A 25,317-nucleotide genomic window follows, 5' to 3' on the forward strand; every position below is an offset into this window, starting at 1 on the left:
CGCTCTCATGAACTGGCGCTGGGTATTTTCTGCATTATTGCTGCTGGCCGGCGCCGGGTTTATTGCCCTGGGTAATTGGCAACTTGATCGGCTCGACTGGAAAGTTGCACTCATTGACCGCGTTGAATCCCGGGTTCATGCAGACGCGGCGCCTGCGCCGCTGCCGGCAGAATGGCCGGATATTCGCGTCGACTCGCATGAATACCGTCATATCTTTCTCAAAGGCACTTTCCTGCAGAATCGCGATACCCGTGTGCTCGCGGTTTCCGAGGAAGGCAGCGGCTATTGGGTGATGACACCACTGCAGACGGCTGAGCGAGGCACGGTTTTAATTAACCGGGGCTTTGTGGGGCAGGGCACTGAGCCTGCCACGCCACCCTCTGGTACGGTGACACTTCGCGGCTTGCTGCGACTTTCTGAGCCCAAAGGCGGCTTTCTACGAGAGAACCTGCCAGCAGCGAATCGCTGGTATTCCCGCGATGTGGCGGCCATCGGTGAATATCACGGCGTCAAACTCGCACCTTATTTTGTCGATGCTGCGGCAGATCAGCCGGGCAGCCCCGGCGGCGATGGCCCCATCGGTGGCCTGACCGTTATTCAATTCAGCAATACCCATAGGGTCTATGCGCTCACTTGGTATACCCTAGCCCTGATGGCGGCTGGGGCGGCCTTTTTCGTTTTGAAATCTCGTCGATCCCAGCCCTGAACCGGCTGATGGAACATCAACGACTATGTTGAGAGCGATCACGCGTCTGCGCAGCTACAACACTAAGCAGCACAGCGACGACACCCTGAGCAAACAAATGCGGCAGCTGGTTCAGCTCCGCTGGATGGCAGTGCTTGGCCAATTGCTCACCATTCTGGTCGCCCACTATAGTTTTGGGGTGAGTTTGCCGCTGGGGCAAATGTTTGGCGTGCTGGCCGGATTGGTCGTATTTAACGGTCTTTATGAAATTAGTCTGCGGGTAGGGCGCCCGATTCATACGGCTGAGCTCTTTGTGGGCTTGTTAGTCGATATCACCACGTTGACCTTTCAGCTCTATTTAAGTGGCGGCGCAACTAATCCATTTGTATTTCTTTACGTGCTTCAGGTAGGCCTGGCCGCAGTGTTAATGGCGGCACCTCTCGCCTGGGCGCTTCTCGGCGTGGCGACGCTTTGCTTTCTCTGGCTGGCAGAAAAGGCAAAGCCCCTCGACTTGCCGCTGGACTACCACCTGGGTTTCGAGAGTTTTTACGTGCAGGGCATGTTTATTTGCCTCCTGCTCAATGCGGCTTTGCTCGTAATTTTTGTTAACCGGATTACCCAAACCCATCGCGAGCGCGATGCGCGACTGGCGGAGCTTCGACAGCGCGCTGCCGAGGAAGAACATATTTTGCGTATGGGTTTGTTGGCCTCCGGTGCGGCCCATGAACTCGGTACCCCGTTGGCCACGATTGCGGTGCTGTTGGGTGATTGGCGCCACATGCCCGAGCTTAAGGATAATCCTGATCTGAATCAGGATATCGAGGAGATGCAGGCACAGGTTCGGCGCTGTAAATCCATCGTCAGCGGCATTCTAATGTCAGCGGGGGAAACACGCGGCGAGGCCTCGGGTGAAACCACGGTCAACGAGTTTTTTGATGAGTTGATCGCCGAGTGGCTGGATACCCGTAAAAGTCAGGAACTGCATTTCGAAAACCGCTTTGGCGAAGATGTGGATATCGCCTCGGATTCGGTACTGAAGCAGACGATCTGCAACCTGTTGGATAATGCGCTGGAAGCATCGCCCCTGTGGGTGGGTATGGAAGTGTCACGTGATGCTGATGACCTGATAATCCGCGTATTCGACCGGGGGCCCGGCTTTGACGGCGAAGTCTTTAAGCATCTTGGGCAGCCTTATCAATCTACCAAAGGCAGGCCAGGCAGTGGTTTAGGACTGTTTCTGGTGTTTAACGTGGTGCGTACACTGGGCGGCGAGGTGCAGACCAAAAACCTGCCGGGTGAGGGCGCAGAAGTTATACTGCGCTTACCCCTCGAATCTTTGGTGTTGAAGGAGGACTGAGCCATGACAGACAGTGACAAGACCTTGCTGCTGGTGGAAGACGATGCCGCCTTTGCCCGCACACTGGGTCGCTCCTTTGAACGCCGGGGTTACACCGTGGTGAATGCCAGTAGTCTGGAAACCACCGTTGAGGCACTGAAAGAATGTCACCCCACACACGCGGTCGTTGACCTCAAGTTGGATGGCGAAGCCTCTGGTTTGGCCTGCGTGCAGGCGTTGCATGAACACGATCCCGATACCCTAATCGTTGTGCTGACAGGTTACGCGAGCATTGCCACTGCGGTCGAAGCCGTAAAACTCGGTGCCTGTCACTACCTGGCCAAGCCCTCCAATACCGATGACATCGAAGCGGCGTTTAACAGCGCCGAGGGCAATGCCGAAGTTGAAATCAAAGGGCGCGCAACGTCGATTAAAACCCTGGAGTGGGAGCGAATTCACCAAACGCTCGCAGAGACCGACTTTAATATTTCAGAAACCGCGAGGCGGCTGGGTATGCATCGACGTACGCTGGCCCGGAAACTCGCCAAACAGCAGGTTAAATAACCGTATGAACGATTCTGAGAAAAAACAGAAATCGCTGGGTTTCCTCGAAGCCATTACCCAGGCGGTTTCGCTGATCTTTGCCGTACAAAACCATGCGGGCCGCAAGCGCCTGATGGATTTGGCCGAAACCAACCCGCTGCCAGTGATTGTGGCAGGGCTGGTATCGACCGTTCTTTTCTTTTCCTTCTGCTTTATTACCTCCCAGTTTTTTATTTATCTACTGACCAAATGATGTTTCTCTCAAAACTGCGTTATTGATATACCCAATACACGCCGCTTTCCGCTTCGCTATTAATCGTCGCACTGTAAAAGGCTTCGATCTTGTCGCGCTTCAGCTTCATGGTGGGCGTCAGCAGATCGTTCTCGACGTCCCAGGTTGTTTCCGAAATCGCTATGCGATCCAGGCGCGCATGAGATTCCAATTGTTCATTGGTCTCATTCAGTGTCTGCTCGAGATTGGCCTTGATCTGGTCTTTGCTCAGGCCCTGATCGTTAAGCACAACAATCGCCATTGGCGCCGGGCGGCCAGCACCCAGCACACACACTTGCTCAATCAGCGAGTTTGTGGCCAGTCGACTTTCAATGGGAACGGGAGCTACATATTTCCCTTTGGCGGTTTTGAACTGTTCCTTCACACGCCCGGTGATGCGGTAAGCGCCGTTTTCGTCTTTAACGCCTTTGTCGCCAGTCCGGAACCAGCCATCAATAAAGGATTCCGCCGTTGCTTCCGGGTTTTTGTAGTACTCGGTAAAGATGGCATCACCGCGAATCAAGACTTCACCCTCGTCAGAGAGCTTCATTTCGTTGCAGGCGAGGGGAGTGCCAATGGTGCCCATACCCTCAACTGTGAAAGGTTGGTTGGAGCAGGCGAGGCCGGATGTTTCGGTCATACCCCAGCCTTCAGCAATATCCACGCCTATGCGATGGAACCATTCGAGCAGAGCAGGGGAGATGGGGGCAGAGCCCGAACCGTAAGTGCTGCATGAGCCAAAGCCAAGCTTGTCACGGATAGCGGCTGCTACTGCATCGCCACCCTCACCGGCCAGCATTTCCTGTAGCTGGTCATCCGGGATTTGCGCCAGCACTTTTGCCTGAAATTTGGCCCAAAGCCGCGGTACAGAAATAAAGTCGGTGGGTTGGCAGTGATGTAGCTCTTCAACAAAGGTTTCCAAACCTTCGGAGAAGAACAATTCCACCTTGCCATAGATGGATGTCATGGCGACTACAGAGCGTTCGGTGATATGAGCCAGCGGCAGGTAGGACATCATGCGGTGCAATTCCTCACCACCTACCATGCGGTTTTTGGTTTCTACCGCAGCGGCGCCCAGATTGCCATGGGTCAACACCACACCCTTGGGTTTGCCTGTGCTTCCGGAGGTGTAAACGATAGTCGCCATATCATCAGCTTTTGGCGTGTGGTAGCTCGCCAGTGGCGCTGAGGAGTCGAGGATACTCTGCCAGGATTGCGCGCCCTGATAGTTACCGTTCGAATCCGGAAAGGTAATAACCGGAATATTGGTGAGGCTTTTTTCTGCCGCACTGCAGTCATCCAGTTTGCCAACAAAGCAGAGTTTGGCGCCGCTGTGCTCAATAACGTACTCAATAGTGTCAGAGGATGCAGTGGAATAGATTGGCACAGGGATAATGCCGGCCAGCATCATACCGACGTCGGCGGCCATCCACGCATAGCTGTTCTTAGCGAGAATAGCGACCCGGTCACCGGGCTCAATGCCCTGGTTCAAAAGCGCATTCGCAACGCGACTTGCTTCATCAACGACCTGTGCAACGGTGTAACTTTTCCATTCGCCATTAGTAGGTTGATGTAGCCAGAGGTCATTGGGCTTGGTTTTAAGATTGGCTTTCAGCTGCTCAACGGGCAGAACATAAGAACTATTTGTCATTGGCAAAAAACTTCCTGTTGTTATTGATTCGAATTCAGTTGCTTCAAGTATTCCACACGAACGCCTGTCTGTGTGCGGGACAATTGCTCAATAATAACGAGTAGCCAAGTTGTGGACTGTAAACTTCGTTACATTCGGGGATGGGTACTTGTATGACCAATTAGGCAACTGCCTTTCCCAGTGACCAATCTATAATTACGCATAATGTATATTATGTTAAATTAAGGATATTAAAAAAGCCCCCTATACCAGGGGGCTCGAAATTCCGGGAATCAATCTGATCCCGGGGTGATCGTAATATCGCCGTACTCCAGTGGTCCTTGCGAGTCATAGCTCTCGCAATCCAATATAGCGCTTTCATTAGTTCCATCGGCAGCGCCACTATCGGTGCCCGTCACGAGACAGGTTTCCGTTGTAGTCGCGCCACCCGCGTTTGCTGTTACGTTGGAGTCCTCGAATGTGCATCTGCGCGTTAGCGGAAACGAGGTTGAGCCATCCGGGTTGACGAATTCGGTTACGCTCCACCAGTTCTGAACTTCGACACCATTTTCGCTATTGTCGAACAGGTACAGATTGCCGGCCACCTCTCCCTCGGCATCGATAGCGCACCAGTAGCAGAAAAACGCTTCAGTGCCATCCGGCCACCGAATCGCACCTTTACCCTCCATTCGCTCGCCAGGTTTCGGTGTCACTTTTGGGGGGCAGGAGCTAATGTCGGACTTTGATCTGGAGAGTTTGACATCCATGAACGGCTCGCTTTCCATGACAATGTGCAAGGCGGTGATCTCAATACTATCACCAGTGACAACCTGCTCGTTGGCAATGACTCTAACAACACCGGGTAATTCGAAAATCGTCGTGTTCGGCGGCGCATCAATCGTGACCGGGCCTCCGGTAACCGACATTCCATTCAACTGGAGATCGAGATTGCCGATGAGAGCTCCACCACTTACCGTAATACTCGGATCGCTGGGAATACATTCTGCCCGACTGTTAGACAGAATTATGTCAGCATTAACCGTGAGCGCTGGCGACATTGCGGAGTCAGGAGATATCTGAAAATCACTCAAATTGGTGATCACCGCCATGGAGGTGGCGACGTTCTCCATCAGCGTGCCACCCTCGGTCATCGCAAAGATCTCCCCTGCTCCTCCAGAAGCCATATTGTTCGTGGAATCAGGGAAAGGTCCAATGGTTTGATTAGAGTGTTGCTGCGTTTCGCTAAAGCTCTCTTCGTCTGAATATTCCTGCGTCTTGGCGAAGTTGATATTGCCGCCAGCCACTGGAGGTGAATTTACATTGATATCAATACCCGTGGCAGATCCGCTATAAGTAGTCTGTGGGGGTGGTTCATGGGCCCCGCTCCCGTACGCCAAGAGCATCAGTACGAGCCCTGCCCCAAGCGTCGTCAATACTCGTCTGCTGGTTTTCATTTCCGCTACCCCCTCGTGATCCATAGGTTGTTTTGCACTTTGTTCGATTGTTGTTGCATACACGCCGCGAAACTCATGACGCATTGCACGCCACGATCGTCCAGCTTAGTCATGAGGTGAGATTTGCAGCAATCGCGGAATCCTATGAGCTGGCTGCAGGAATAACCCGATAATTACCAAATTTAGCCTTTAGTGCTTGTCAGCTGATGTTTGGGGTTTGTAACGAATTTGTGACGTTGCGCGCTTAAATTGCTAATCTAAGTGAAGAAACTTCGGGGCTATCAACTCGGTGCGGAGGGGGGAGAACCTTACACTGATGCGTCGAGAATTGCGTGCACTCTGAGATGGGGGTGGGAGCAAATTGCTCCCTTGATTGAGAAAGTACGGCGGAGTTTAGCCCCACTGCCTACCTATACTGTTAAAACAGAGTGACACTAGGCAGCCTCTCCCCGTTTAGATGCCCAATACACACCTTTGAGATTTTTGATTCCAGCTTCCCGTGCCGCGATCGCAAGCTGTTTGGCCTTTTCCTCTCCGTAATGCTTTACGCTGAAGGTTGCTTTTGCACTGCCGCCTTCCTGGGTGGGCCAGGTCGTTTCCCAATACCAGAGCTTGCGCTCTTTGCCATCAGCGAGCGTGTAAGGTTTTGCGTAGCGGTAGACTCCGGGAATGCCAGACGTGTTATGCCGACGCAGGGTCGAGCAGAACTGCTGACGCGTGGTCGGCGGGTATTTTTCAAGTATTTCGTCGCGGAAGGCTTTGGCCGCGGCGAGTGCCTTGCGCTTGCCGCCGTGACGCTTGTCGGTGAAGTTTTTGACAATCATCTTGTTCTGCCGACGCAGGCTTACGCGCCAGGCGTAAGTGCGATAAACCGGGTCGTCGATTCGAGAAATACCGTAAAGTGTTTTTGAGCGAGACATGAGATCCTGGATAAAATTTATTCAATCAAATTGATCAAAAAAGCATAGAGTTTTAATCATTCAGCACAAATCGTGCCTACTTTGCGTAATGCTTAGTCAAAGACCGGTTCGCAAAGTTCCAAAGAGCGCATTCTAGCGTGAATTTGCACTCGATGCCTTGGCAATCCATGCGCCCTCCCCGTGTTTTTCAGCCAATCCCAGCCGTTCCAGCTTGTTCAGCGCGTCATCAACTTCAAAATCCAGCGTGCACTGCCAGCGCTCCTGAAACCAACTTTCTATTGTTTCATCCAGCGCTTCAGCAGAAAGTGGCTCACCTGCCCGCAACAGAAAGTAATACGCTAGCGTGCTTTCTTTGCACTCGGACTCTTCCGCGTCATCGAGTATCCGGTGTATTACGCCTGCATTATTGTCGAGTAGTTTGAAATACAGGTTGCGGGTAAGCGCCTGAGTAAACCGCAGCTTTCTATTGCGAAAATTCGAAAATTGCTTCCACAGGTAGCCGCCCAGGGCACCGAGACCAGCCGCCAGTGCCAGCACGGCATTGCGATCAAGCGTTACGGGCTCGTTCTTTAAACCAAGCCAGAACCCGAACAACGAACCTAGCAATAACAGCGTGGCCCCGACTTTGGTGGTCAACACAACGCCGCCACTGATCAAAGCCGGGATGCCAATCAAGAGCTTGTCGCGAAAACGCATGCCAATTCGCGTATTGGGGAACAGCATTTCCAGATCCGCTTCGGGCACATCTTTGAACAGTTTGAGCATGGTGGCTCCAGGCCGGCAGCCTCCCAGCGTACTGTTTTCATCGATATCGCTTTTAAAGCGGATATACAAAACAACGCGATCAAAATTTCTGAAGGTCACTGTACGGGAAAACAATCCCAGTGGACCACTCAGCGTTTCCGTGCGCTCACTGACGCCCCGGGTATACAGCAGCACATCGTCAAAATCGTTCAGGTCGACGAAAAGGCGAATATTAAATAAGGAGGCCGATTCAAAGGCCGCATTAAGGCCTTCCTCGGTTACTTTTTCATAGTTGCCGCGATTCAGCACCGATGCCAGAGTCTGGGAAAGCTCATCCGGATTTTGCGCAGCAACGGCGGTGCAGCGAGTATCGGCATCCGGATCTAGAGGCGCATAGGCATCTTTCAGCCGCTGCTTGATAGCGTGAAAATCCCGCTGGAAAAAGTCTTCTATCAGCGCATTGGCCTGACGAAATTGCTCAGCCTGCTCCTCTGAAAGGCCTCCCTCCTGCTCGCACATTGTCACAATGTCGCGACGACGGAAGGGGATAAAACGCAGTATCGGCAGAGCGTTAGTGGGTGTGTCAGTCAAAAAATGGCCTCCGTTGGTGAATCGCGATGGATGGTATTGCTGTGATTATCGCGCCTATAATCGTAGACCAAGCCACCAACGTCCACCTACCTTGAGATTTGAACGTCCTCGTGCGCCGTTTTCGCAATGTCTTTTTACTGTGCTGGCTTCTTGGCAACCTCCCTGCTTCATTAGCAGGTGAAACCTTGCTGGTGGCGGTCGCGTCCAATTTTATGGGGCCAATGCGCGAGATCGGAGCTGCTTTCGAACGGGAGACCGGTCATCGGGTAACACTGGCGTCCGGCTCATCCGGCAAACTGTATGCGCAGATTCGCTATGGCGCGCCCTTCGATGTGTTTTTGTCTGCTGACCGCGAAAAACCCCAAGCCCTGATCGATGCGGGGCATGCCCTGCCAGACTCGCGAATTACCTATGCCTTGGGTACGCTCGTCTTGTGGTCTCCGGGTGCGGATGATCCGCTCGCCTTGCTAAACACCGACTTCAATCGACTGGCCTTGGCCAACCCGCGCCTCGCCCCCTATGGTCAAGCCGCCGAAGCCACACTGGATAAGCTGAACCTTCTTAATGCGACCCGTCCGCGTTGGGTACAAGGCGAAAATATTGCGCAAGCCTTTCAGTTTGTGGCATCGGGGAATGCTCAGCTCGGCTTTGTGGCGCTTTCACAACTGCGGGAGCACCCGGTATCCGGTGGTTTATGGGAGGTGCCGGCAGAGCTTCATCCGCCTATTCGCCAGGATGGCGTCATTCTTAATAGATCAAAAAATATCAATATTTCCAAAGCCTTGATAGGCTTTTTTAACTCAGATTCTGTCAGAGAAATTCTGTCCCGTTACGGTTATCGACAGCCGGAATCAGGCTAAAGTTTTTCCGCCTGCACGCCGATACCATAGAAAAGCCCCGGAGCCTTTCGGCGTGAACTTCGATAAGCCCCTCTATATTACCGGCACCACCCTTGCGGGCGTTTCGGGTGCCCGGCAGACGACGCTGAATTTTCGCGTGGGCGCTATTTTGGATGTCATGGTGGCACGCCAGAATGATGCGTCGAGTTACACCCTCAATCTGGGGCGGCATCAACTGAATGCCACCAGCGAATTGCCCCTCACCGTCGGTAAACGCGCCCATCTTCAGGTCATGGGCAGCGATGCGCAGGGGCGCCCCGCTCTTCGGCCACTGAGCGAGCAGCAGGGGCAGGTCGCGGTGCAACTTCAGCAGCGAGTGGCCTCACAACAATCGGCACCTCTGCGTCAGGCTCTGCAAATACCAACAACGAATACCTTTGCAAAACAGGCTCTGGAGCCTTTACTGGCGGTTCTCCCACAGCGTGAAGATGTAATGAATGCGGGCAAATTGCGGCAGACGCTGTTGCGTAGCGGCTTATTTCTCGAAGCCTTGCTGGCACGAGGGCAATTGCCGCAGGGAACAGATCTGAAAGCCTTGTTGGTACGCCTTGCCGGGCAGCATACGCCTCAACCTGCACAGACCGCCCAAACCGTGAGTGCGCCACCCCCAAACCCGAACTCTTCTCAGGTTCAATCAGGCTCTGCCCTCCCCCAGCAGAACGCCAGCGCATCACCGCAACAGGCGAGCGCTTCGCAAGGCCAACAGCCACCGGCGAAACCGACTTATGACGCGCCCCAGCGCCCTTCGGCCAGTACGCCGCAACCGCCGGCAGCACCAAGGAATCCAAATAATCCGCAACCTGCGCTGCCCACTGGCATGCAACCGCGCCCCTTCCCTGCGGCGCAGTCGGCCACTTTGTCTAACACCACACCCCAGATGTCAGCAGCCAATCTTACCAGCCCCCTGGGCGCAGGTAAGGGTGTGCAAGTCAGCCAGGCCTATCAGCAAGCCGCACCCTCGCCAGCAAGTTTGAAGAGCCTGCAACTGGGACAATTTCTAGCCACGATGGAAAGCCGGCTGGATACCCTGCCCCAACTCCTCAGAGTGCTGGAGAGCAGCGTAAACCGGATTGAATCCCAGCAACTGGCTTCATTGCAGGCACGGGAACAGGGTCAGGCACAGTGGCTGCTCGATCTCCCGGTTCGTAACGGCGAGGATATCGACTATTGGCAATTCTTTATGCGACAGGAGAACGCCGGCCGCACTGATAAACAGCAGAAGGAAAAGCGCTGGCTAGTTACTTTAAGCGTCGAACTTTGGGCAGTCGGTAAACTCGCCATCCATATTGACCACGGCGATAGTCGGACGGCTATCCGGCTGTTCAGTGAAAATCCCGAGGTCTTGGACTGGGTGGCAAAGAAAAGCCCTGTATTGCAGGCAAAGCTTTCTAAGGCTGGCATTGAAAACAGTGAGGTAGAGGGGCATTTTGGGGCGCTTCCCGATTCACTACAGCCTCAGGTAGACCTGCCGGGTTTAAGTGCCACCGCATGAAAAAAACGAATCCTCCAAGAACCGCAACAGCCCTTGAGTACGATGGCTATAGGGCCCCCAGAGTCACCGCGCAGGGCGAAGATGCACTGGCGGATAAAATTCTGAAGTTGGCTGATGAACACGATATTCCCATTCGCCGCGACCCGAAACTGGCGGCACTCCTGTCTCAGGTCGATATCGGCGACGAAATTCCGGCGTTGTTATATGTTGCGGTGGCTGAAGCGCTCGCCTTTGCCTATACCCTGCAAGACGAGCTGAATTGGATAGAGCCTGAGTAGCACTCAGGACGATGCAGCAGGTCCGCGATACAGGCGGGCAATCAGCTTGGCTTCGCTGGGGCTAACGCCGGCACGAGAACTTAACTCAATATCATCGGCACAGCGCCCGGCTATGCCGATGGCGTCGTCCAAACGCTGACGGCGCTGGCTGGCAGAGTCCAGCACACGTTGCTGGTGTGCGTTCAGCCTGTCGACATAACTCTCAAGGCTCTGCAGGCGGCTTTGCAGAAAACTGACTTCCTGGCGTTGATTTTCTACCAAGCGACAAACCGCTTGAAACTTCTCAATCTCGCGCTTCTGCAACTGTTTGCGGGCCTGACTGCGTCGCGCAATCCACAACAGGCCAATACCTGCGGCTGCGGCGCCCAACAAAAACAGAAACAGGGCTTCTGGCGGCAGTGCCACCAATTGATTGAGGAGCTGATTGACTTGCTCATTGTTTGGCATAACGTGACTCCCGCCTACTGGGGGCTGATCCAATCCGACAGCCGTTGCTTCAGGCGCAAGATGGCCTGACCGTGAATCTGGCAAACGCGGGACTCTGATACCTCCAGTACCGCGCCAATTTCTTTAAGATTTAGCCCGCCGTCATAATAGAGCGACATAACCAGCTTTTCTTTTCCCGGTAGCTGGTCAATGTGACTGGCGAGCGTTGTTTGAAAGTTGTCTGAGGCGACTTTGTCGAAGGTTTCTTCCGGCGTTTCCGAGGCATCACCGAATACCTCACCCTCGTCGTTGCTTACCTGCTCCAGCGAGCAAATCTGGATGGTGTTGGCATCCTTGAGTAATTGATGGTACTCATCCGTGGATACACCCATTTCAGCCGCGATCTCCTGCCCGCTGGCCTCCCTCCCCAGCCGGTTTTCTACTCGCTGAATAGCGCCGGCGAGGTCGCGAAGCTGGCGCGACACCGCACGCGGTGTCCAACCGCTGCTGCGCAGCTGGTCAATCATCGCGCCACGAATACGCATACTGGCAAAGGTCTCAAAGCTGGCCCCGCCATCAGCACGAAAATGGCTGGCCGCTTCCAGCATACCGATCATGCCGGCTTGAATCAGATCATCGACATCGACGCTGTCGGGTAGTCGCGCCACCAGGTGGTAAGCAATCTTTTTCACTAAATCGGCGTGCTGCAAGACCAGGGCATTGCGATCGCCTTGCTGGACTTCACTGTAAGCTGCGTAACCTGTTGCCATAAACCTAGCTGCTCATCCGGTCCACGAAGAATTCAAGCCCGCCGTGCGGTGTCACCGGCGTATCCCAGCTGTCGGTTTTGTCAGCAAAGGTTTTGAAGGCCTTGGCGGAGGGCGAAGACGGAAAGGCTTCGGAAACACAACGCTGGCGCGATACGGCCTTTGCCACAAAGGGGTCATCGGGAATGTAGCCCGCGTATTCGAGCTGCACGTTCAAAAAGCGATTGGCGGTTTCCTCCAAACGCTTGAAACCCGCACGCGCTTCCAGGTCATTCGGCAGCCGGTTGCGCAGAACCTTGAAACGTTCAATGCCCGCATCTCGACTAAGCACCTTGATCAGCGCATAGGCATCTGCCATTGAGGTAGGTTCATCAGAACATACCACTGTCACGTGATGACTGGCCTGACTGAAAGTGACCACGCTGTCGCTGATACCAGCGGCGGTGTCCACGATCATCACATCAAAATCCTGGTCCAGCTCGCTCATCGCCATCACGATGCCTGCGTGCTGACTTTTCGCCATTTCAGCCATGCCCTTCTTCCCAGAGGCTGCAGGTATCACCGTAAAACCACCGGGTGCAGTCACCAGAATGTCTTTCAGGCTGCAGTGCCCTTCCAGCACATCGGATAGGTTCCGCTTCGGCTTCAGGTTCAGCAGAATATCCACGTTAGCCAAACCGAGATCCGCGTCGAGCAGCAAGACTTTGCGCCCGGCGCGGGACAACTGATAGGCGAGATTGACGGAGACATTGGTTTTACCAACGCCGCCCTTACCACTGGCTACCGCAATAACTTTTACTCGACTCACGCTACCGCCTCCCTGCGCGATCCAAAATCTGAGTCTCCCATCGGCTGACTGCGTTTGAATTCACGCGCCAGGCGGATGGCTTCAGCAATGATCCATTTGCTTTCAGCTGCTTTTAGATTGCCGGGAATACGAGTCCCATCACTGAACCAGACTGCGGGCAGGCGGCTCTGGATAAGGACGGACATCAGCGCGCCCAGACGCACGCACTGATCGAGGTTCGTGGCCACAATACCGTTCAGCGGCAGGGCTTGACGGAAGCGCTGGGTAATTTCCCACTGGGTGTGCTGATCGCGATCCGCCGGCAGGGTCAAAAACACATCCATATCCGGCAAGGCGCCAAACAGGCTTTGCAGTCGCTCGAGGCCAGCGGTGTCGCGAATACCAACACCTTCCGTATCGATCAGCAGGTAGCGCTTGTTAGACAGCATATTGATCAAGTGAGCCGCCTCATGAGCATTGCTTGCGGCATGCACCGGTACCCGGAAAATATTGCCGTAGATACGCAGTTGTTCCTCGGCCGCAATGCGGGTGGTGTCCGTTGTAATCAATGCTATATCATCCGCCTTGCCATTGCGGACAAAATCTGCGGTGATTTTGGCGATACTGCTGGTTTTACCGGCGCCCGCCGGCCCAACCAGAGCAGTCACACCCTCCCGGGGTACTGGCAGTGTGCGCAGCGCCCGTCTCAGCATGCTGTGCAGCATTTCCTGCTGTACATCCATCCGCTCGCCCTGGGGAATCTGGCGCAACAGCGCGGCGGCTATGCGCGGCTCAATATCCAGCGCTTTCAGAAACTCGACGAGTTTTCGGCTCGACGGATTTTTGGCGCGTTCGCTAGCCCACTCCGAGGTCCGTGCGTACTGATTGAGTTCCCGCCGAGTCTGATGCAGTTCTTCACGCAACTTCTGGCGTGGGTTTTGGTAAGAAGGGGCTACGGCTTCGGCCTCCACCCCAACGATGATTTCGACGCCGTTGCTCACCCGGCGACAGGACAGCAGCGTGACGTCATCGCCCAGCGCGTCTTTGACCTTGCGCATGGCCTGAGTGCTGTCGGCGCCAATAAACGTTTTGGTTTTCATCGACTTACTCGTCCTTACGCGTTGCTTTGATCAACCTCCAGCGCACGCTGGTGGTTGAGAGTGGAAACCAGACGTACCTGCTTGGTATCCGGTACTTCGTTGTAAGCAAGAATGTGCATGTTCGGCAAACTCCGGCGGATAAACCGCGACAGCCAGTTTCGAATGGGTGGGGCTACCAGTACCACGGCTGGCTGACCTGAAGCTTCCTGACCACGCGAAAACTCAGCGAGATCTTCCTGAAGCTGCTGGGCCAGGCCGGGTTCCAGGCCACCACCACTGCCACGCACTACATCGTGCAATATGTGTTCCAAATCTGCATCGAATGCCGCTACTGGAAGCTCCTCCGATAAGCCATTGATTTCCTGAACAATCATTCGACCAAGCGCCTGGCGGACACCTTGCAAAAGTTCGTCAGGTTCCTTGGATCGAGGCGCCTGCTCCGCCAAAGATTCGGCAATCAGCCGGATACTGCGGATCGAAACGTTCTCTTTCAGCAGGTTCTGCAGCACTTTCACAACGATACTGAGGGGGAGCTGTTTCGGTACCAAGCTCTCTACCAGTTTAGGATCAGTTTTGCCCAGACGCTCTAGCAATTGCTGTACTTCTTCGTGCCCAAGCAGCTCGTGGGCATGAGCTTTGATCACCTGGCTCAGGTGAGTCGCGATCACGGTGCTACTGTCTACCACGGTATAACCGAGGGTCTGCGCCTGATCCCGGCTGGCGGGTTCAATCCACAGGGCATCCATGCCAAACGCCGGATCCTTGGTAGGTGTACCGCGCAGGTTGCCCTGAGCACCGCCGGGATTAATGGCGAGGTCCATACCGGGCATGATGTCGCCGGTGGCAATCGTGTCGCCGAGCAGGGTTATCCGGTAAGCCGCCGGTGAAAGCTCGAGATTGTCGCGGATATGGACTTGCTGGATCAGGAAACCGAGATCCTTCGACAGTTTCTTGCGAACACCGGTAATTCGGGAAATCAGCTCTCCGCCCTGCTGACGGTCAACCAGCGGAATCAGGCGGTACCCAACTTCAAGCCCCACCACGTCGAGGTTGGTCACATCATCCCAATCAAGCTCGGAAGGCGTCGCCGGCGCACTGCCCTCGGCCGCTGCCTGTTTGTCGTCTTCGTCCACCACTTCCGGCGTCGTCGCCCGTTTCTTGTCGAGCACCCTTGCCGCCGCGATACAGGCGATACCCAGTGTCAGGAAAACCAGATTGGGCATGCCGGGAATAACGCCGAGGCCGGTCAAAATACACCCGGCAAGAATTAACACATGGGTGTTGGCCAGCATCTGCCCTTTTAATTGTTGCCCCAGGTTTTGAGAGCGGGAAATGCGGGTCACAATGATGGCAACGGCTGTCGACAACAGCAGCGCCGGGATTTGCGCAACGAGGCCGTCACCGATGGTCAGCAGCACATAGTTTTCAGTGGCCTGACCAACACTCAGGTCGTGTTGGAATACGCCAATGCAGAGGCCGCCGAGAATATTGATAAACAGAATCACGATACCGGCGATCGCGTCACCGCGTACAAATTTGCTGGCACCATCCATCGCGCCATAGAAATCGGATTCAGTTCTAATCTCTTCGCGGCGCTCACGTGCCTGATCCGCGGTCAGCAAACCGGCACTCAAATCCGAGTCAATTGCCATCTGTTTGCCGGGCATGGCATCCAGGGTGAAACGGGCCGTTACTTCCGAAACCCGGCCTGCGCCCTTGGTTACTACCACAAAGTTGATGATGACCAGGATGATGAACACCACGATACCGACCGCATAGTTACCGCCAATAACGAAGTCGCCAAAAGACTCAATAACGCGACCGGCCGCGCCGGGGCCGGTATGGCCTTCAAGCAATACCACGCGCGTGGAGGCCACATTCAGTGCCAGACGCAGCATGGTGCCAAGCAGCAGTACCGTGGGGAAAATACTGAAATCGACCGGCCGTTCCACGTAGATAACTGCCAGCAAGATCACCAGTGACAGCGTGATATTGAAGGTGAAAAACAAGTCCAGTGCGAACGGCGGCATCGGCAACACCAGCATCGCAAACAGGGACATCAACAGCAGCAATACGCCCATTCCGCTCGCCAGGAAGCTTTCCATCCACGGGGGAATCAGGTTTGAGGATTTTGTTGTTCCGTCAGCCATAGCGTTTCACTCACTCTGCCTGCGGCTGCAAGCCGCGCAAATATTCATCGTCGACCGTAGGCTCAGGTTGCTCGGGCGCATCGCCGCCCACTGCCTGCCAGTCGCGTAATTGATAGACGTAAGCCAGAATCTGAGCCACAGCCAGATACAAGCCCGCTGGAATCTCTCCGCCGATATCCGTAGTGGCGTAAACCGCCCGCGCCAGACGCGGGGACTCGACAATCGGTACGTCACTGTCGCCGGCCACTTCTCGGATTTTCGCAGCAACCAAATCGACGCCCTTCGCAACCACGCGCGGCGCGCCGCCGCTGACCTCATCGTATTTAAGGGCAACCGAGTAATGGGTCGGGTTGGTAATAACCACATCGGCCTGAGGAATGTCTTCCATCATGCGGCGGCGAGCGGCGGCCTGCTGCATTTCTCGCAGCTTGCTTTTCACTTCCGGGCGGCCATCGGTTTCTTTCATTTCGTCGCGGATTTCCTGCTTGGTCATCCGCAGTTCTTTACCGTGGTTCCACTTTTGAAAAGGAACATCAATGCCTGCAATTAATATGAGCGGCAGGCTGGAAATAAGGAAAAACAGGCTGAGAATACCCAGTGCATCGCGAATCGCCTTATCCGGAGCGTGGTTTACCAGGCTGATAATCTGATCCTGCATAAGCACTGCACCCAACACGGCGGCTATGCCGACCAGAAACAGTTTGCCCATGGCTTTCAGCAGCTCTACCAAACTCTTGAGCGATACCATGCGGGCAATACCAGACACCGGGTTCCAGCGTTCGGGCTTGAATTGCAGAGAGAAGGTCCAGCCACCCAGCGCGATTGATGACACGGCGGCGGCAATAAACAGGACCGCAAACAGCGGGATGCACAGCATCAGCGCTTCAACCCAGAATTGGAAAAACAGGGTCGGCATGGCGTTAATATCTTTGATTGTCAGGTAATCAGCACTAAAGGATTGGGCAAACAGTTTCAGCGTGCCCTCGCCCAGCCCCTGACTGGCAAAGGCCAGCATGCAGGCGCCAGACAGCGTGACCAGTGTGGTCGCCAGCTCTTTTGAACGAGGTACCTGACCTTTGCGACGCGCGTCGTCACGCTTTTTCTGCGTCGCCTCTTCTGTGCGTTCCTGACCGCTGTCTTCAGCCATTGCTGCCTCCTTCAAGGAGTACGCGCGTCGTCTCAAAGGCGGGCGCGAGCAGAGAATCCAATGCCGGAATAAACAGCGGCATCATCTGATACAACACCAGATAGCCCACCAGAATTGCGATCGGGAAACCCACCGCAAACAGGTTGAGGGTCGGCGCCGCACGGCTGATAACCCCTACTCCAATCTGTACGACCAGTAGCGCTATTACCGCGGGCAAAGCAACGCGAATCGCACCACCAAAGATCTCGCCGCTCCACTCGATTACCAAGCCAAGGGTATCGACGCTGACCATCGCGACACCAACAGGCCAGATCGCAAAGCTACCAGCAACGAGTTCCAAAAAGGCCAGATGTCCATCGAGGGCAAGAAAAATAAGCAGCGTTATCAAGAGGAAAAACTGACTAAGTATGGGCACCGAATTACCGCGCTGGGGGTCAACCATCATCGCAAAGCCTAAGCCCATTCCCATGGAAATGGTCTGCCCGGCAAAGACAATGGCTTCAAAAACCAGCTGCACCAGAAAGCCGATGCAGATACCGATGACAATCTCATTGGCCGCTATTACTACAGCTTCAAGACTGAGGGCACTCACGGCTGGCGCCTGCGGAATCACTGGTGCCACCGCGAGGGCGGTAAAAAGCGCTACCGCAATGCGCGAGCGAATCGGTACGTAGGAAGAACCAAACAGCGGTGCTGCCATCATCGCACCGGTTACCCGCAGAAAGGGCAACCAGAGAGAGGCAATCCAGGCGCTGATTTGAGCTTCCTCAAAAACCATAACGCTACCCAATGACAACCGGAATGGTTTCGAACATGCGATGGGTAAAATCAATCGCCAGCCGCAGCATCCACGGACCGGCAATACCCAGCGCAATCACAAACACCACCAGCTTAGGAATGAAACTCAAGGTCATATCCTGAATCTGGGTGGCTGCCTGAAACATACCGATCAGCACACCGGCAGCCAGGGCTGCCAGCAGCAGCGGAGCGGCGAGCAAGACCGATAGGGTCATGGCTTGACGGCCTACTTCAATGACGTCTTCAGGAGTCATAAAACCTCACGTTGCAAAGCTGGCCGCCAGGGAACCCATCAGGAGCACCCAACCGTCGACCAGCACAAACAGCATAATTTTGAAAGGCAGTGAAACCAGCATGGGAGACAGCATCATCATGCCGAGCGACATCAGAATGCTGGCAACAACCAGATCGATGACCACAAAGGGAACAAACAGCAAAAATCCGATTTGAAAGGCTGTCTTCAACTCGCTGGTCAGGAAGGAGGCCATCAGCACTGCGAAGGGAATGTCCTCCGGTGATTCGATGGACTGTACGCCTGCGATACCGGAAAACATGGCGATATCGGACTCACGAGTCTGGGCCAGCATAAATTCGCGAATCGGCGCGAATCCGGTTTTTACCGCATCGGCAAAGGCCATATCGCCAGCGAGGTAAGGTGTGATGGCGTCTGCGTGTACGGTTTGGAACACCGGATACATGATAAACAGGGTTAAAAATAGCGCGATGCTAAGCAGTACCTGATTCGACGGTGCCTGCCCGGTACCCAGCGCCTGACGCAAAATACCGAGAACAATGATGATGCGCGTGAACGCTGTCATGCCCAGCAGCAATGCGGGCAGCAGGGTCAGCACGGTCATCAGTGCCAGCAATTGAATCGACAGGGTATATTCGCCGCTGCCATCGGCAGCTGTTTCCAGCGTCACTGCCGGCAGCCCAGCATTTTGCGCCAGAGCTGAAAGTGGCAGAATCAGTACTAGTGCAAGCGCAAGACGCTTCATTTGTCGCTCCGGTTTGCGCGCAGTCGTGACAGATAGTCAGCGAAATTTTGGGGAGGCTGATCCGTGACTTCGATATCTGCGGGAATATCACCATGCCATGCATGTAAGGCTTGGAGACCGCCGCCGGAATAACCCACCAGCACATTCTCCTCACCCACTCGCAGCAGCAGCACCTTTTCTCGTACACCCACGGGCAGCTGGGAAATCACAGCGATTTTCTGACTGCCGTTGCCCAATACCCCTTTGTTGCGGCGCATCAGCCAGGCCAGTGCGAACAGCAAGGCCACAACCATCGCCAGCCCGGTAACCACACTCAGGGCATTGCCGTAAGAAATGGGCTCCGCCGCGCGCGCTGCGCTCTGCGCAATCGCCGGTGATATCTGGCTGGACAAAAAAAGTGCTGACATAAAACGCATGCAAAGACCTCAGTTCAGGCGGCGAACGCGCTCTTCAGGGCTGACCACTTCGGTGAGTTTGACGCCGAACTTTTCCTTAACAACGACGATTTCACCGCGTGCTACCAGTGTGCCGTTAACGAGTACATCCAGTGCTTCGCCCGCCATTCGGTCGAGATTAACCACAGAGCCCTGATTCAGGCGAAGCAGGTCACGGATGCTCATTTCCGAGCGGCCGAGTTCGATAGCAAGTGACACGTTGACGTCTAGCAACATATCCAGGTTGATGTCTCCGCCGGCACCACCGGCGTTGTCCTGAAGCTCCGCCATTTCCGGTGCCGCAGCCTGTGAATTTTCTTCGCTCATGGGGTGTCCTCTATTTCTGACGGTTGGCCATGGGGCTGCGCAAGATTTCGAGAACCTGCGCGGCCATATTTCCTTCGTGGGTACCAAAATGGGCTCGCATCAAACGTACGCAACCGACTTTGATATCCACTTCTTTCGGATCGTTAATTGCAATGACATCGCCCTTCTTCAATTGCATGGCATGCTTCAATTTGATCTTTTGCTCGGATAACACGGCAACGAGCTCGACACTGGCTTCTTCCAGGCCTTCAACAAATTTCGGCTGCCAATTTGGGTCGGTATTGGGCAAGGCGAGGTTGTCAGCGGTTTTCAGCTGGCCGCGCAAGGGTTCAAGTCCGTGCCAGGGCACTACCACCCAAATACCACCCTCACCATTATCGAAATTCACTTTAAAGCGCGTAGCGATCAGTGCTTCTTTTTCGTCCAAGGCGTCTACTGAACGGGGATCGAACTCCCAACCGCTAATGGTCGGCGCGATATCTAACAAGGGCTGCCACGCGGGGGCGAGCTCGGTCACCATGTCTTCTACCAGGAGTTCACTGAGCTTCATCTCGGTTGAAGAAAATTTTTCGCTCAAGCGGGTCTTGCGCAGGCTGTTACCGCCGCCGAAATAACGGTTAACAATGTCGAACACGAGATCGGACTCTATGGCGAGCAAAACCGGGCTGGCGATAGGCTTGGCAGTAATAATGGCAAGGCGACACGGTGTGTCTATGCGTGGGCTGAGCTCATCCAGATCGGTAACGGTCAATTCGTCGATCTCTACCTTGTTGACCGACGAGGAAAGCTTGCCGATCTTTTCCTGCAGCGCTTCCGCGTAGTTGCTGTGTACTTCCCGGATTTTTGGCAACAGCCGATGCAGCGCGTAGTGATGCTTGCTGTAGTCGAAGCTTTTGGCTTTGCCGCCGGTAGATGCTTCCGTGACTGCAGTTTCGGATTCGACCCCAACCGCTTCCTGCTCCCCGGTTTCAAGTTCGCCGGTTTCCAAGCCGCCCATCAGCGCATCAATTTCTTCCTGATCGAGTACACCAGCCACGATTAAGACCTCACTGCACGACGAATTTTGTGAAGTACACGGCCTCTATGGCCTCTTCAATCTCCGCCTCATCCAGCAAGACGTTGTTGATCGCTACGCGTGCTCTTTCTTGAAGATTGGTTTTCCCTTCGGTCTGACGGATGTCATCCATGGTCAGACCATCAAAGGTCAAAATGAGGTCGTTTCTTACGCGCGTGTAGTGCTTATCCATCAGCTCTTCTACATCTGAATTGCGGCTCATGACTTCGAGCTGCATTTGCAGAAAACGCATTTTCCCCCGGTCTTCCATATTGACGACAAAGGCAGGATCAACAGAGATGTAGATAGGATCGGCTTTAACGGGTGCGGCAAGTTCACCGCCCTCGCCAGCCACTGCCGGGGCAGCCGGCTGGGTTGATTGAAACATGAACCAAGTGCCCACAACGGTTAGTGCAACTAAAACCGTCTGGGCTGCCGCGATAATCAGAATATTTTTCATAGCCAAATCTGCTCCACTCTTCCTTGCGCCAAAAATCAGGCGCTATTGGGTACTACCCAGAGTGATAGCAAACGCTATGCCAGTATTTAACCTTCTGATTTCACTATATTTTTATTGCTCTAAAAGCGAGACGCCAAAATCCTGACGCGTCAGGCGTAGTAATCGACACGGCCCGCTTCGCTACCCGAGAGTTCCGTTATGATGGCGCCACCAGAGTCTGCTTCGGTATCCCCTGATTCGGAGGTTTGTTGAGGGGTGTTATTCTGATTGGTTTTCGCCTGACTGGAGCGCTCTTCACCAGATTCTGCAAACAGTGCATTGGCATTGAGTTTAAGCTCGTCCACTTTCACGCCCTGCTGTTCGAGTGCGCTTTGAAGGCGAGGCAGCAAGGTTTCCAGCATTTCGCCGGTATCAGCGTTCTGAGCATGAATTTCGACCTGAGCCGTGTTTTCGATCATCGTGACACGAATCTGGAGAGCACCCAGTTCAGCAGGGTGTAGTTGCAGATTAGCGCGCTGCGCGCCCTGCCCTGTCATCCATACGACTTTCTCGGTAAAGGCATCGGCTACCGCCTTCTCGGTAAAGCCCTGAGGGCTTGCCGATTCAAGCACCGGGGTAGCACTACTGGTGCGACTCAGATTCAGCGCTGACAGGCCTTCCAGGGTCCGGTGTACATTGCCGGTCCCGTCTTCCTGGCGGGTAATCTTTTTGGGAAGCTCCACCGGGAGGGCTGTCTTCAGCGTCTCGCTCGGTTCAGGCTGAGGTTTTGCGGCCAGATCAGAAACCGCCGTTTGCGATGGATTCAACTCCCGATCCCGCCAAATGGCATTGGACGACTCAGCACTACCCGGTTTCGGCTCAGCCGGTGACTGGCCTTCAAGTTTTGGCTGTGAGGTAGATCCCTGCTCCTGACTACCGCGCGACATCTGTTCTGACTGTGGACTGTCGGGAATACCACCCAATTGGGCGCTGGCTTGTCTTGCAAGAGCGGCCTGCTCCGATGGCAGCGATTGTTGCGCAGTCAGGGCTACACTATGGCCAAAATCTTGTGGGAGGCCATCGACAACAGACAATTTTTCGGTTGCGACTTGCCGCACTAGCGGCAAGTCTTTGCCGCTATCCCCCTCCGTCACCAATCCGAACGAGGCGTTGGCAAAAGAGGCCGGGGCCGTTTCCTGTATCGGCTGCACAAGTGCTGTCTCGGTCGCAGTCTGGGCCACGTTAAGGGGCTGATCAGCGCCGTGGAGCTGACTCATGATCTTGCCGAAAGCCACACCATCACTGGGATTCGCGCTGGCTGAAAGGGGCAACTGAGAGGGATTTCCTGCCTGCAGAGGCAGCTGCAGCAGCGCTGCAAGATCACCAAGATTGTTGGATTGGCTAATTTCCATTAACAAAATATCTCACGGCAGAGAGCGCTTAAAAGGGATGCGCTCTATTGAATTCAGCTTGACGGTATTTAAGAGAGCAAATGGCGTGCCAGACATGTCACTGTGCAGACTGTTGACGCTGCATCCAGCTAAAACGAAGCACATTCAGGTCGTCGCTGTTCAGTTGCTCTCTTCTGGCAAGTTCAGCGTGCTCTTCTTTGCGGTAGTTGTGCGCGAGGCGATCGAGGGAAGTGGTTTTCTGCTTTTTCTCAAGCCAGTGCTGACGCGCCTTTTCCAGCTGCAACTCGCTCTGGTTGACGACAGATTTCTGAATGGTGATCACTTCGCTCAGTTTGCGCAAAAAAGCACGCGTATCCTGCAAGCTGGATAAATTGAGGTTCCCTGCTGCAGGCTTGGAGCGTTGTGAGTATTCCGCGTGGTACTCAGCCAGTTCGGTTAATTTGTTGTTAGCGTTCTGATAATTGCTAAGCGCATTCTGGAACTTCTCGGCGGCGATTTTTTCTTCGCGTTCAGCGATTTCCGCCACTTTAGTGATTCGTTTTGAGCGCTGCATTCCGCTTATTCCCCGTAATTAGGTAATCAATCCCGTCTTCCTTCACTGTGCTCGAGCTCACCGCTCGTGGTATGACGGGTACTGCTCGTCAGTTACCGCCGATTGCAAACAAACTGTCCAGACTGGCATCAAAGCCTACTGATTCCCGCACATCCTGTTGTAGAAAACGGTTAATCTTGGGCCACAGCCTCACGGCTTCATCCAGTCTCGGGTCACTGCCTTTCTGATAGGCGCCGATCGTGATGAGGTCCCGGTTCTGCTGATATAATCCGTAGTTCTGCCGCAGAAATCGCACCATATCCAGGTGACTTTTGTCTGCTATGTCGTTCATCACCCGACTGACAGACTGTTCAATATCAATCGCCGGGTAGTGTCCGGCTTCTGCCAGTTTTCTCGACAACACGATATGGCCATCGAGAATAGCTCTTGCTGAATCGACAATCGGGTCGTTTTGGTCATCGCCCTCAGCCAGCACGGTATAAAAAGCCGTAATTGAACCACCACCGAGTGCACCGTTACCCGCTCGCTCTACCAATTGCGGCAATCGTGCAAAAACGGAGGGTGGGTAGCCCTTAGTCGCCGGTGGTTCACCGACAGCAAGAGCGATTTCACGCTGCGCCTGAGCAAATCTTGTCAGAGAGTCCATCAGAAGCAATACGTTTTTTCCCTGATCGCGAAAGTGTTCAGCCACGGCGGTTGCCAGCCAGGCACCGCGCAAACGCATGAGTGGCGGGTGATCCGCCGGTGTAGCGATAACTACTGACCGGGACATGCCCTCGCTACCCAATATCGAATCGACGAACTCCTTAACTTCTCGGCCCCGCTCACCAATAAGGCCCACGACAATCACATCGGCATTGGTGAACTTGGTCATCATGCCAAGCAGCACACTCTTACCGACGCCGCTGCCGGCAAATAAGCCAATCCGTTGGCCGCGCCCAACGGTCAACATACCGTTGATGGCTTTCACGCCGACGTCCAGCGGCTCGCGAATTGGGTTGCGCGACAGGGGGTTAATAGGCGTTGATTGGATTGATCGGGTTTCAGTGCAGTTCAGCGGGCCGCGGCCATCCAGAGCTCGCCCAGAGGCATCAATAATTCGCCCTTGCAACTGATCGCCAACCAGTAACTCGCCACCGCCGGGTGAGGGAACAACTCGCGCATTGGGCATAACCCCACGCAACTCCCCGGTCGGCATTAGCAGGGTTCTATCGCCAGCAAAGCCTACGACTTCCGTTTCCAGCCATCCACCGTCGGCAGTAGCGACGCGGCAATAGCCGCCAATGGGCACTGAACAACCTTCGGCTTCCAGGGTGGTTCCCACAACACGCTTCAACTTACCTTCAACCAGAAGGGGTTCTGTTTTTTCCAGGTTGCTGGTCAGCCCCTGTAAGGCGCCATGCCAACGCTGGTTTCGCTGTAGCTGTCTGGTATCAGCCCTCATTCGCCCTCCTCCGGGAAGTCGGCGCCTTCGCCCAAGACCTTATTCACCACTTGCTTGAGCCGCGCTGCCACGCTGCGATCTATCGTGGAACTGCCTGCCAGCAGCAGGCAGCCGCCACGCGCCACAGCCGGGTCTTCAATGATTTCAATGCGATGGTCCACGGTATCGGCCTCTCGGAGAATGGCGGCATCAGCGTGGTGAACCTTGATTCTGGCGGGCTCGGCGCTAACCGGTAGCAGCTCGAGTCCGGCTTTAACTACAGCGACGATATCGTCGGGATGATGCTCCAGGCGATGCTGCGCCAATTGCTGGCCAATTCCCAGCGCCAGTTGTGCCAGTTGTTGCTCTACCAGCTCGTCCAACGCGTCCAGAGGACTGGCCAAGGCTTGAATCAGCTGCTGAACTTCAGCAATTTTCTGCTGATATTCACGTAAACCTTCCGCGCGCCCCATCTCCAGGCCTTCTTGACGGGCCTCCTCAATCAAGGCAAGAATCTGCTGTTCTTCATTTTCAGCCTGTGACGTAGCTGCCGTGGCACTCGCCACGCTAGGCGGGGTCCAGCCCTGTGCATCGCCGTCATTAAGCAAGCGCAGGTCGTAGGCGTCTTCGTTCAGATTCGCGCTCATCAATGGCTATTC

28 protein-coding genes are annotated in these 25,317 nt (G+C 54.6%); 7 read left to right on the forward strand and 21 right to left on the reverse strand.

Features of this window, described 5'->3' with window-relative positions:
• Positions 1–7 precede the first annotated feature (7 nt).
• Genes FHR99_RS02865 through FHR99_RS02880 form a run of 4 tightly spaced genes read left to right on the forward strand, consistent with a single transcriptional unit; the run spans position 8 to position 2,817 of the window.
• Positions 8–706, forward strand: a complete 699-nt coding sequence (locus FHR99_RS02865) for an SURF1 family protein (RefSeq protein WP_183409040.1) — start codon at positions 8–10, stop codon at positions 704–706.
• A 25-nt stretch (positions 707–731) separates the two neighbouring features.
• On the forward strand, positions 732–2,042 hold the full coding sequence (locus FHR99_RS02870) for an ATP-binding protein (RefSeq protein ID WP_183409041.1): 1,311 nt from the start codon (positions 732–734) through the stop codon (positions 2,040–2,042).
• Positions 2,043–2,045: 3 nt separating this feature from the next.
• Positions 2,046–2,585, forward strand: a complete 540-nt coding sequence (locus FHR99_RS02875; protein WP_183409042.1) for a response regulator transcription factor — start codon at positions 2,046–2,048, stop codon at positions 2,583–2,585.
• A gap of 4 nt (positions 2,586–2,589) precedes the next feature.
• Positions 2,590–2,817 (forward strand): DUF2970 domain-containing protein, encoded by a 228-nt coding sequence (locus tag FHR99_RS02880; protein WP_183409043.1) that lies wholly within the window; start codon positions 2,590–2,592, stop codon positions 2,815–2,817.
• 19 nt (positions 2,818–2,836) lie between these two features.
• Here FHR99_RS02880 and FHR99_RS02885 read toward each other — a convergent pair whose 3' ends face one another.
• From FHR99_RS02885 to FHR99_RS02900, 4 genes are all read right to left on the reverse strand, one after another.
• Positions 2,837–4,486: an AMP-binding protein gene (locus FHR99_RS02885; RefSeq protein ID WP_183409044.1), complete on the reverse strand. Its 1,650-nt coding sequence runs from the start codon at positions 4,484–4,486 to the stop codon at positions 2,837–2,839.
• A gap of 272 nt (positions 4,487–4,758) precedes the next feature.
• Positions 4,759–6,003, reverse strand: a complete 1,245-nt coding sequence (locus FHR99_RS02890; RefSeq protein WP_183409045.1) for a choice-of-anchor P family protein — start codon at positions 6,001–6,003, stop codon at positions 4,759–4,761.
• Between the two features lie 350 nt (positions 6,004–6,353).
• Complete coding sequence (locus tag FHR99_RS02895) at positions 6,354–6,839, reverse strand: AP2/ERF family transcription factor (RefSeq protein ID WP_183409046.1); 486 nt, start codon at positions 6,837–6,839, stop codon at positions 6,354–6,356.
• 132 nt (positions 6,840–6,971) lie between these two features.
• A complete protein-coding gene (locus tag FHR99_RS02900; RefSeq protein ID WP_246386447.1) occupies positions 6,972–8,174 on the reverse strand; it encodes a TMEM143 family protein in 1,203 nt (400 codons plus the stop codon).
• A 110-nt stretch (positions 8,175–8,284) separates the two neighbouring features.
• Here FHR99_RS02900 and modA point away from each other — a divergent pair, with 110 nt between their 5' ends.
• The 3 genes from modA to FHR99_RS02915 are packed head-to-tail and all read left to right on the forward strand — an operon-like array spanning position 8,285 to position 10,843.
• Positions 8,285–9,034, forward strand: a complete 750-nt coding sequence (gene modA, locus FHR99_RS02905; RefSeq protein ID WP_343067350.1) for a molybdate ABC transporter substrate-binding protein — start codon at positions 8,285–8,287, stop codon at positions 9,032–9,034.
• Positions 9,035–9,086: 52 nt separating this feature from the next.
• Positions 9,087–10,565 (forward strand): flagellar hook-length control protein FliK, encoded by a 1,479-nt coding sequence (locus FHR99_RS16540; protein WP_183409047.1) that lies wholly within the window; start codon positions 9,087–9,089, stop codon positions 10,563–10,565.
• The gene (locus tag FHR99_RS02915; RefSeq protein WP_183409048.1) at positions 10,562–10,843 is read left to right on the forward strand and encodes an EscU/YscU/HrcU family type III secretion system export apparatus switch protein; all 282 of its coding nucleotides are present in this window, start codon (positions 10,562–10,564) and stop codon (positions 10,841–10,843) included. Before FHR99_RS16540 ends, FHR99_RS02915 begins: the two co-directional genes overlap by 4 nt.
• A 3-nt stretch (positions 10,844–10,846) precedes the next feature.
• Here FHR99_RS02915 and FHR99_RS02920 read toward each other — a convergent pair whose 3' ends face one another.
• From FHR99_RS02920 to FHR99_RS03000, 17 genes are all read right to left on the reverse strand, one after another.
• The gene (locus FHR99_RS02920) at positions 10,847–11,290 is read right to left on the reverse strand and encodes a hypothetical protein (protein ID WP_183409049.1); all 444 of its coding nucleotides are present in this window, start codon (positions 11,288–11,290) and stop codon (positions 10,847–10,849) included.
• A 14-nt stretch (positions 11,291–11,304) separates the two neighbouring features.
• Positions 11,305–12,039: an RNA polymerase sigma factor FliA gene (locus FHR99_RS02925; protein WP_183409050.1), complete on the reverse strand. Its 735-nt coding sequence runs from the start codon at positions 12,037–12,039 to the stop codon at positions 11,305–11,307.
• A 4-nt stretch (positions 12,040–12,043) separates the two neighbouring features.
• Positions 12,044–12,844 (reverse strand): P-loop NTPase, encoded by an 801-nt coding sequence (locus tag FHR99_RS02930; RefSeq protein WP_183409051.1) that lies wholly within the window; start codon positions 12,842–12,844, stop codon positions 12,044–12,046.
• Complete coding sequence (locus tag FHR99_RS16545) at positions 12,841–13,923, reverse strand: AAA family ATPase (protein WP_183409052.1); 1,083 nt, start codon at positions 13,921–13,923, stop codon at positions 12,841–12,843. Before FHR99_RS16545 ends, FHR99_RS02930 begins: the two co-directional genes overlap by 4 nt.
• Before the next feature lie 14 nt (positions 13,924–13,937).
• The gene (gene flhA, locus FHR99_RS02940) at positions 13,938–16,028 is read right to left on the reverse strand and encodes a flagellar biosynthesis protein FlhA (RefSeq protein WP_183410108.1); all 2,091 of its coding nucleotides are present in this window, start codon (positions 16,026–16,028) and stop codon (positions 13,938–13,940) included.
• A gap of 55 nt (positions 16,029–16,083) precedes the next feature.
• Positions 16,084–17,220, reverse strand: coding sequence for a flagellar biosynthesis protein FlhB (flhB, locus tag FHR99_RS02945; protein WP_183409053.1), 1,137 nt, complete (start codon positions 17,218–17,220; stop codon positions 16,084–16,086).
• The gene (gene fliR, locus FHR99_RS02950; protein ID WP_183409054.1) at positions 17,213–17,998 is read right to left on the reverse strand and encodes a flagellar biosynthetic protein FliR; all 786 of its coding nucleotides are present in this window, start codon (positions 17,996–17,998) and stop codon (positions 17,213–17,215) included. Before fliR ends, flhB begins: the two co-directional genes overlap by 8 nt.
• 4 nt (positions 17,999–18,002) lie before the next feature.
• Positions 18,003–18,272: a flagellar biosynthesis protein FliQ gene (gene fliQ, locus FHR99_RS02955; RefSeq protein WP_183409055.1), complete on the reverse strand. Its 270-nt coding sequence runs from the start codon at positions 18,270–18,272 to the stop codon at positions 18,003–18,005.
• Positions 18,273–18,278: 6 nt separating this feature from the next.
• Positions 18,279–19,016 carry a flagellar type III secretion system pore protein FliP gene (gene fliP, locus FHR99_RS02960; RefSeq protein ID WP_183409056.1) on the reverse strand — a complete coding sequence of 246 codons (738 nt, stop codon included), beginning with the start codon at positions 19,014–19,016 and terminating at the stop codon, positions 18,279–18,281.
• Entirely contained in the window at positions 19,013–19,423 is a 411-nt protein-coding gene (locus tag FHR99_RS02965; protein WP_183409057.1) for a FliO/MopB family protein, read from the reverse strand. The genes fliP and FHR99_RS02965 overlap by 4 nt, the downstream gene beginning before the upstream one ends.
• 18 nt (positions 19,424–19,441) lie before the next feature.
• Positions 19,442–19,777, reverse strand: a complete 336-nt coding sequence (gene fliN, locus FHR99_RS02970) for a flagellar motor switch protein FliN (RefSeq protein ID WP_183409058.1) — start codon at positions 19,775–19,777, stop codon at positions 19,442–19,444.
• A 10-nt stretch (positions 19,778–19,787) separates the two neighbouring features.
• Positions 19,788–20,813 carry a FliM/FliN family flagellar motor switch protein gene (locus FHR99_RS02975; protein WP_183409059.1) on the reverse strand — a complete coding sequence of 342 codons (1,026 nt, stop codon included), beginning with the start codon at positions 20,811–20,813 and terminating at the stop codon, positions 19,788–19,790.
• Between the two features lie 10 nt (positions 20,814–20,823).
• Entirely contained in the window at positions 20,824–21,291 is a 468-nt protein-coding gene (locus FHR99_RS02980) for a flagellar basal body-associated FliL family protein (protein ID WP_183409060.1), read from the reverse strand.
• A gap of 149 nt (positions 21,292–21,440) precedes the next feature.
• Complete coding sequence (locus FHR99_RS02985) at positions 21,441–22,682, reverse strand: flagellar hook-length control protein FliK (RefSeq protein WP_183409061.1); 1,242 nt, start codon at positions 22,680–22,682, stop codon at positions 21,441–21,443.
• Between the two features lie 97 nt (positions 22,683–22,779).
• Positions 22,780–23,235: a flagellar export protein FliJ gene (gene fliJ, locus FHR99_RS02990; RefSeq protein ID WP_183409062.1), complete on the reverse strand. Its 456-nt coding sequence runs from the start codon at positions 23,233–23,235 to the stop codon at positions 22,780–22,782.
• Positions 23,236–23,323: 88 nt separating this feature from the next.
• Positions 23,324–24,679 carry a flagellar protein export ATPase FliI gene (gene fliI, locus FHR99_RS02995; protein WP_183409063.1) on the reverse strand — a complete coding sequence of 452 codons (1,356 nt, stop codon included), beginning with the start codon at positions 24,677–24,679 and terminating at the stop codon, positions 23,324–23,326.
• Positions 24,676–25,305: a FliH/SctL family protein gene (locus FHR99_RS03000; protein ID WP_183409064.1), complete on the reverse strand. Its 630-nt coding sequence runs from the start codon at positions 25,303–25,305 to the stop codon at positions 24,676–24,678. Before FHR99_RS03000 ends, fliI begins: the two co-directional genes overlap by 4 nt.
• Between the last annotated feature and the right edge of the window lie 12 nt (positions 25,306–25,317).

Origin of the sequence: Litorivivens lipolytica (assembly GCF_014191715.1) — a bacterium.
Lineage (GTDB): Bacteria > Pseudomonadota > Gammaproteobacteria > Pseudomonadales > Spongiibacteraceae > Litorivivens > Litorivivens lipolytica.

Excerpts from the sequence above, each read along its gene's own strand:
- FHR99_RS02865 (WP_183409040.1), top strand. The coding sequence starts at position 8 with ATGAACTGGCGCTGGGTATTTTCTGCATTATTGCTGCTGGCCGGCGCC.
- FHR99_RS02870 (WP_183409041.1), top strand. The coding sequence starts at position 732 with ATGTTGAGAGCGATCACGCGTCTGCGCAGCTACAACACTAAGCAGCAC.
- FHR99_RS02875 (WP_183409042.1), top strand. The coding sequence starts at position 2,046 with ATGACAGACAGTGACAAGACCTTGCTGCTGGTGGAAGACGATGCCGCC.
- FHR99_RS02880 (WP_183409043.1), top strand. The coding sequence starts at position 2,590 with ATGAACGATTCTGAGAAAAAACAGAAATCGCTGGGTTTCCTCGAAGCC.
- FHR99_RS02885 (WP_183409044.1), bottom strand. The coding sequence starts at position 4,486 with ATGACAAATAGTTCTTATGTTCTGCCCGTTGAGCAGCTGAAAGCCAAT.
- FHR99_RS02890 (WP_183409045.1), bottom strand. The coding sequence starts at position 6,003 with ATGCGTCATGAGTTTCGCGGCGTGTATGCAACAACAATCGAACAAAGT.
- FHR99_RS02895 (WP_183409046.1), bottom strand. The coding sequence starts at position 6,839 with ATGTCTCGCTCAAAAACACTTTACGGTATTTCTCGAATCGACGACCCG.
- FHR99_RS02915 (WP_183409048.1), top strand. The coding sequence starts at position 10,562 with ATGAAAAAAACGAATCCTCCAAGAACCGCAACAGCCCTTGAGTACGAT.
- FHR99_RS02920 (WP_183409049.1), bottom strand. The coding sequence starts at position 11,290 with ATGCCAAACAATGAGCAAGTCAATCAGCTCCTCAATCAATTGGTGGCA.
- FHR99_RS02925 (WP_183409050.1), bottom strand. The coding sequence starts at position 12,039 with ATGGCAACAGGTTACGCAGCTTACAGTGAAGTCCAGCAAGGCGATCGC.
- FHR99_RS16545 (WP_183409052.1), bottom strand. The coding sequence starts at position 13,923 with ATGAAAACCAAAACGTTTATTGGCGCCGACAGCACTCAGGCCATGCGC.
- flhA (WP_183410108.1), bottom strand. The coding sequence starts at position 16,028 with ATGGAAAGCTTCCTGGCGAGCGGAATGGGCGTATTGCTGCTGTTGATG.
- flhB (WP_183409053.1), bottom strand. The coding sequence starts at position 17,220 with ATGGCTGAAGACAGCGGTCAGGAACGCACAGAAGAGGCGACGCAGAAA.
- fliR (WP_183409054.1), bottom strand. The coding sequence starts at position 17,998 with ATGGTTTTTGAGGAAGCTCAAATCAGCGCCTGGATTGCCTCTCTCTGG.
- fliQ (WP_183409055.1), bottom strand. The coding sequence starts at position 18,272 with ATGACTCCTGAAGACGTCATTGAAGTAGGCCGTCAAGCCATGACCCTA.
- fliP (WP_183409056.1), bottom strand. The coding sequence starts at position 19,016 with ATGAAGCGTCTTGCGCTTGCACTAGTACTGATTCTGCCACTTTCAGCT.
- FHR99_RS02965 (WP_183409057.1), bottom strand. The coding sequence starts at position 19,423 with ATGTCAGCACTTTTTTTGTCCAGCCAGATATCACCGGCGATTGCGCAG.
- fliN (WP_183409058.1), bottom strand. The coding sequence starts at position 19,777 with ATGAGCGAAGAAAATTCACAGGCTGCGGCACCGGAAATGGCGGAGCTT.
- FHR99_RS02980 (WP_183409060.1), bottom strand. The coding sequence starts at position 21,291 with ATGAAAAATATTCTGATTATCGCGGCAGCCCAGACGGTTTTAGTTGCA.
- FHR99_RS02985 (WP_183409061.1), bottom strand. The coding sequence starts at position 22,682 with ATGGAAATTAGCCAATCCAACAATCTTGGTGATCTTGCAGCGCTGCTG.
- fliJ (WP_183409062.1), bottom strand. The coding sequence starts at position 23,235 with ATGCAGCGCTCAAAACGAATCACTAAAGTGGCGGAAATCGCTGAACGC.
- fliI (WP_183409063.1), bottom strand. The coding sequence starts at position 24,679 with ATGAGGGCTGATACCAGACAGCTACAGCGAAACCAGCGTTGGCATGGC.
- FHR99_RS03000 (WP_183409064.1), bottom strand. The coding sequence starts at position 25,305 with ATGAGCGCGAATCTGAACGAAGACGCCTACGACCTGCGCTTGCTTAAT.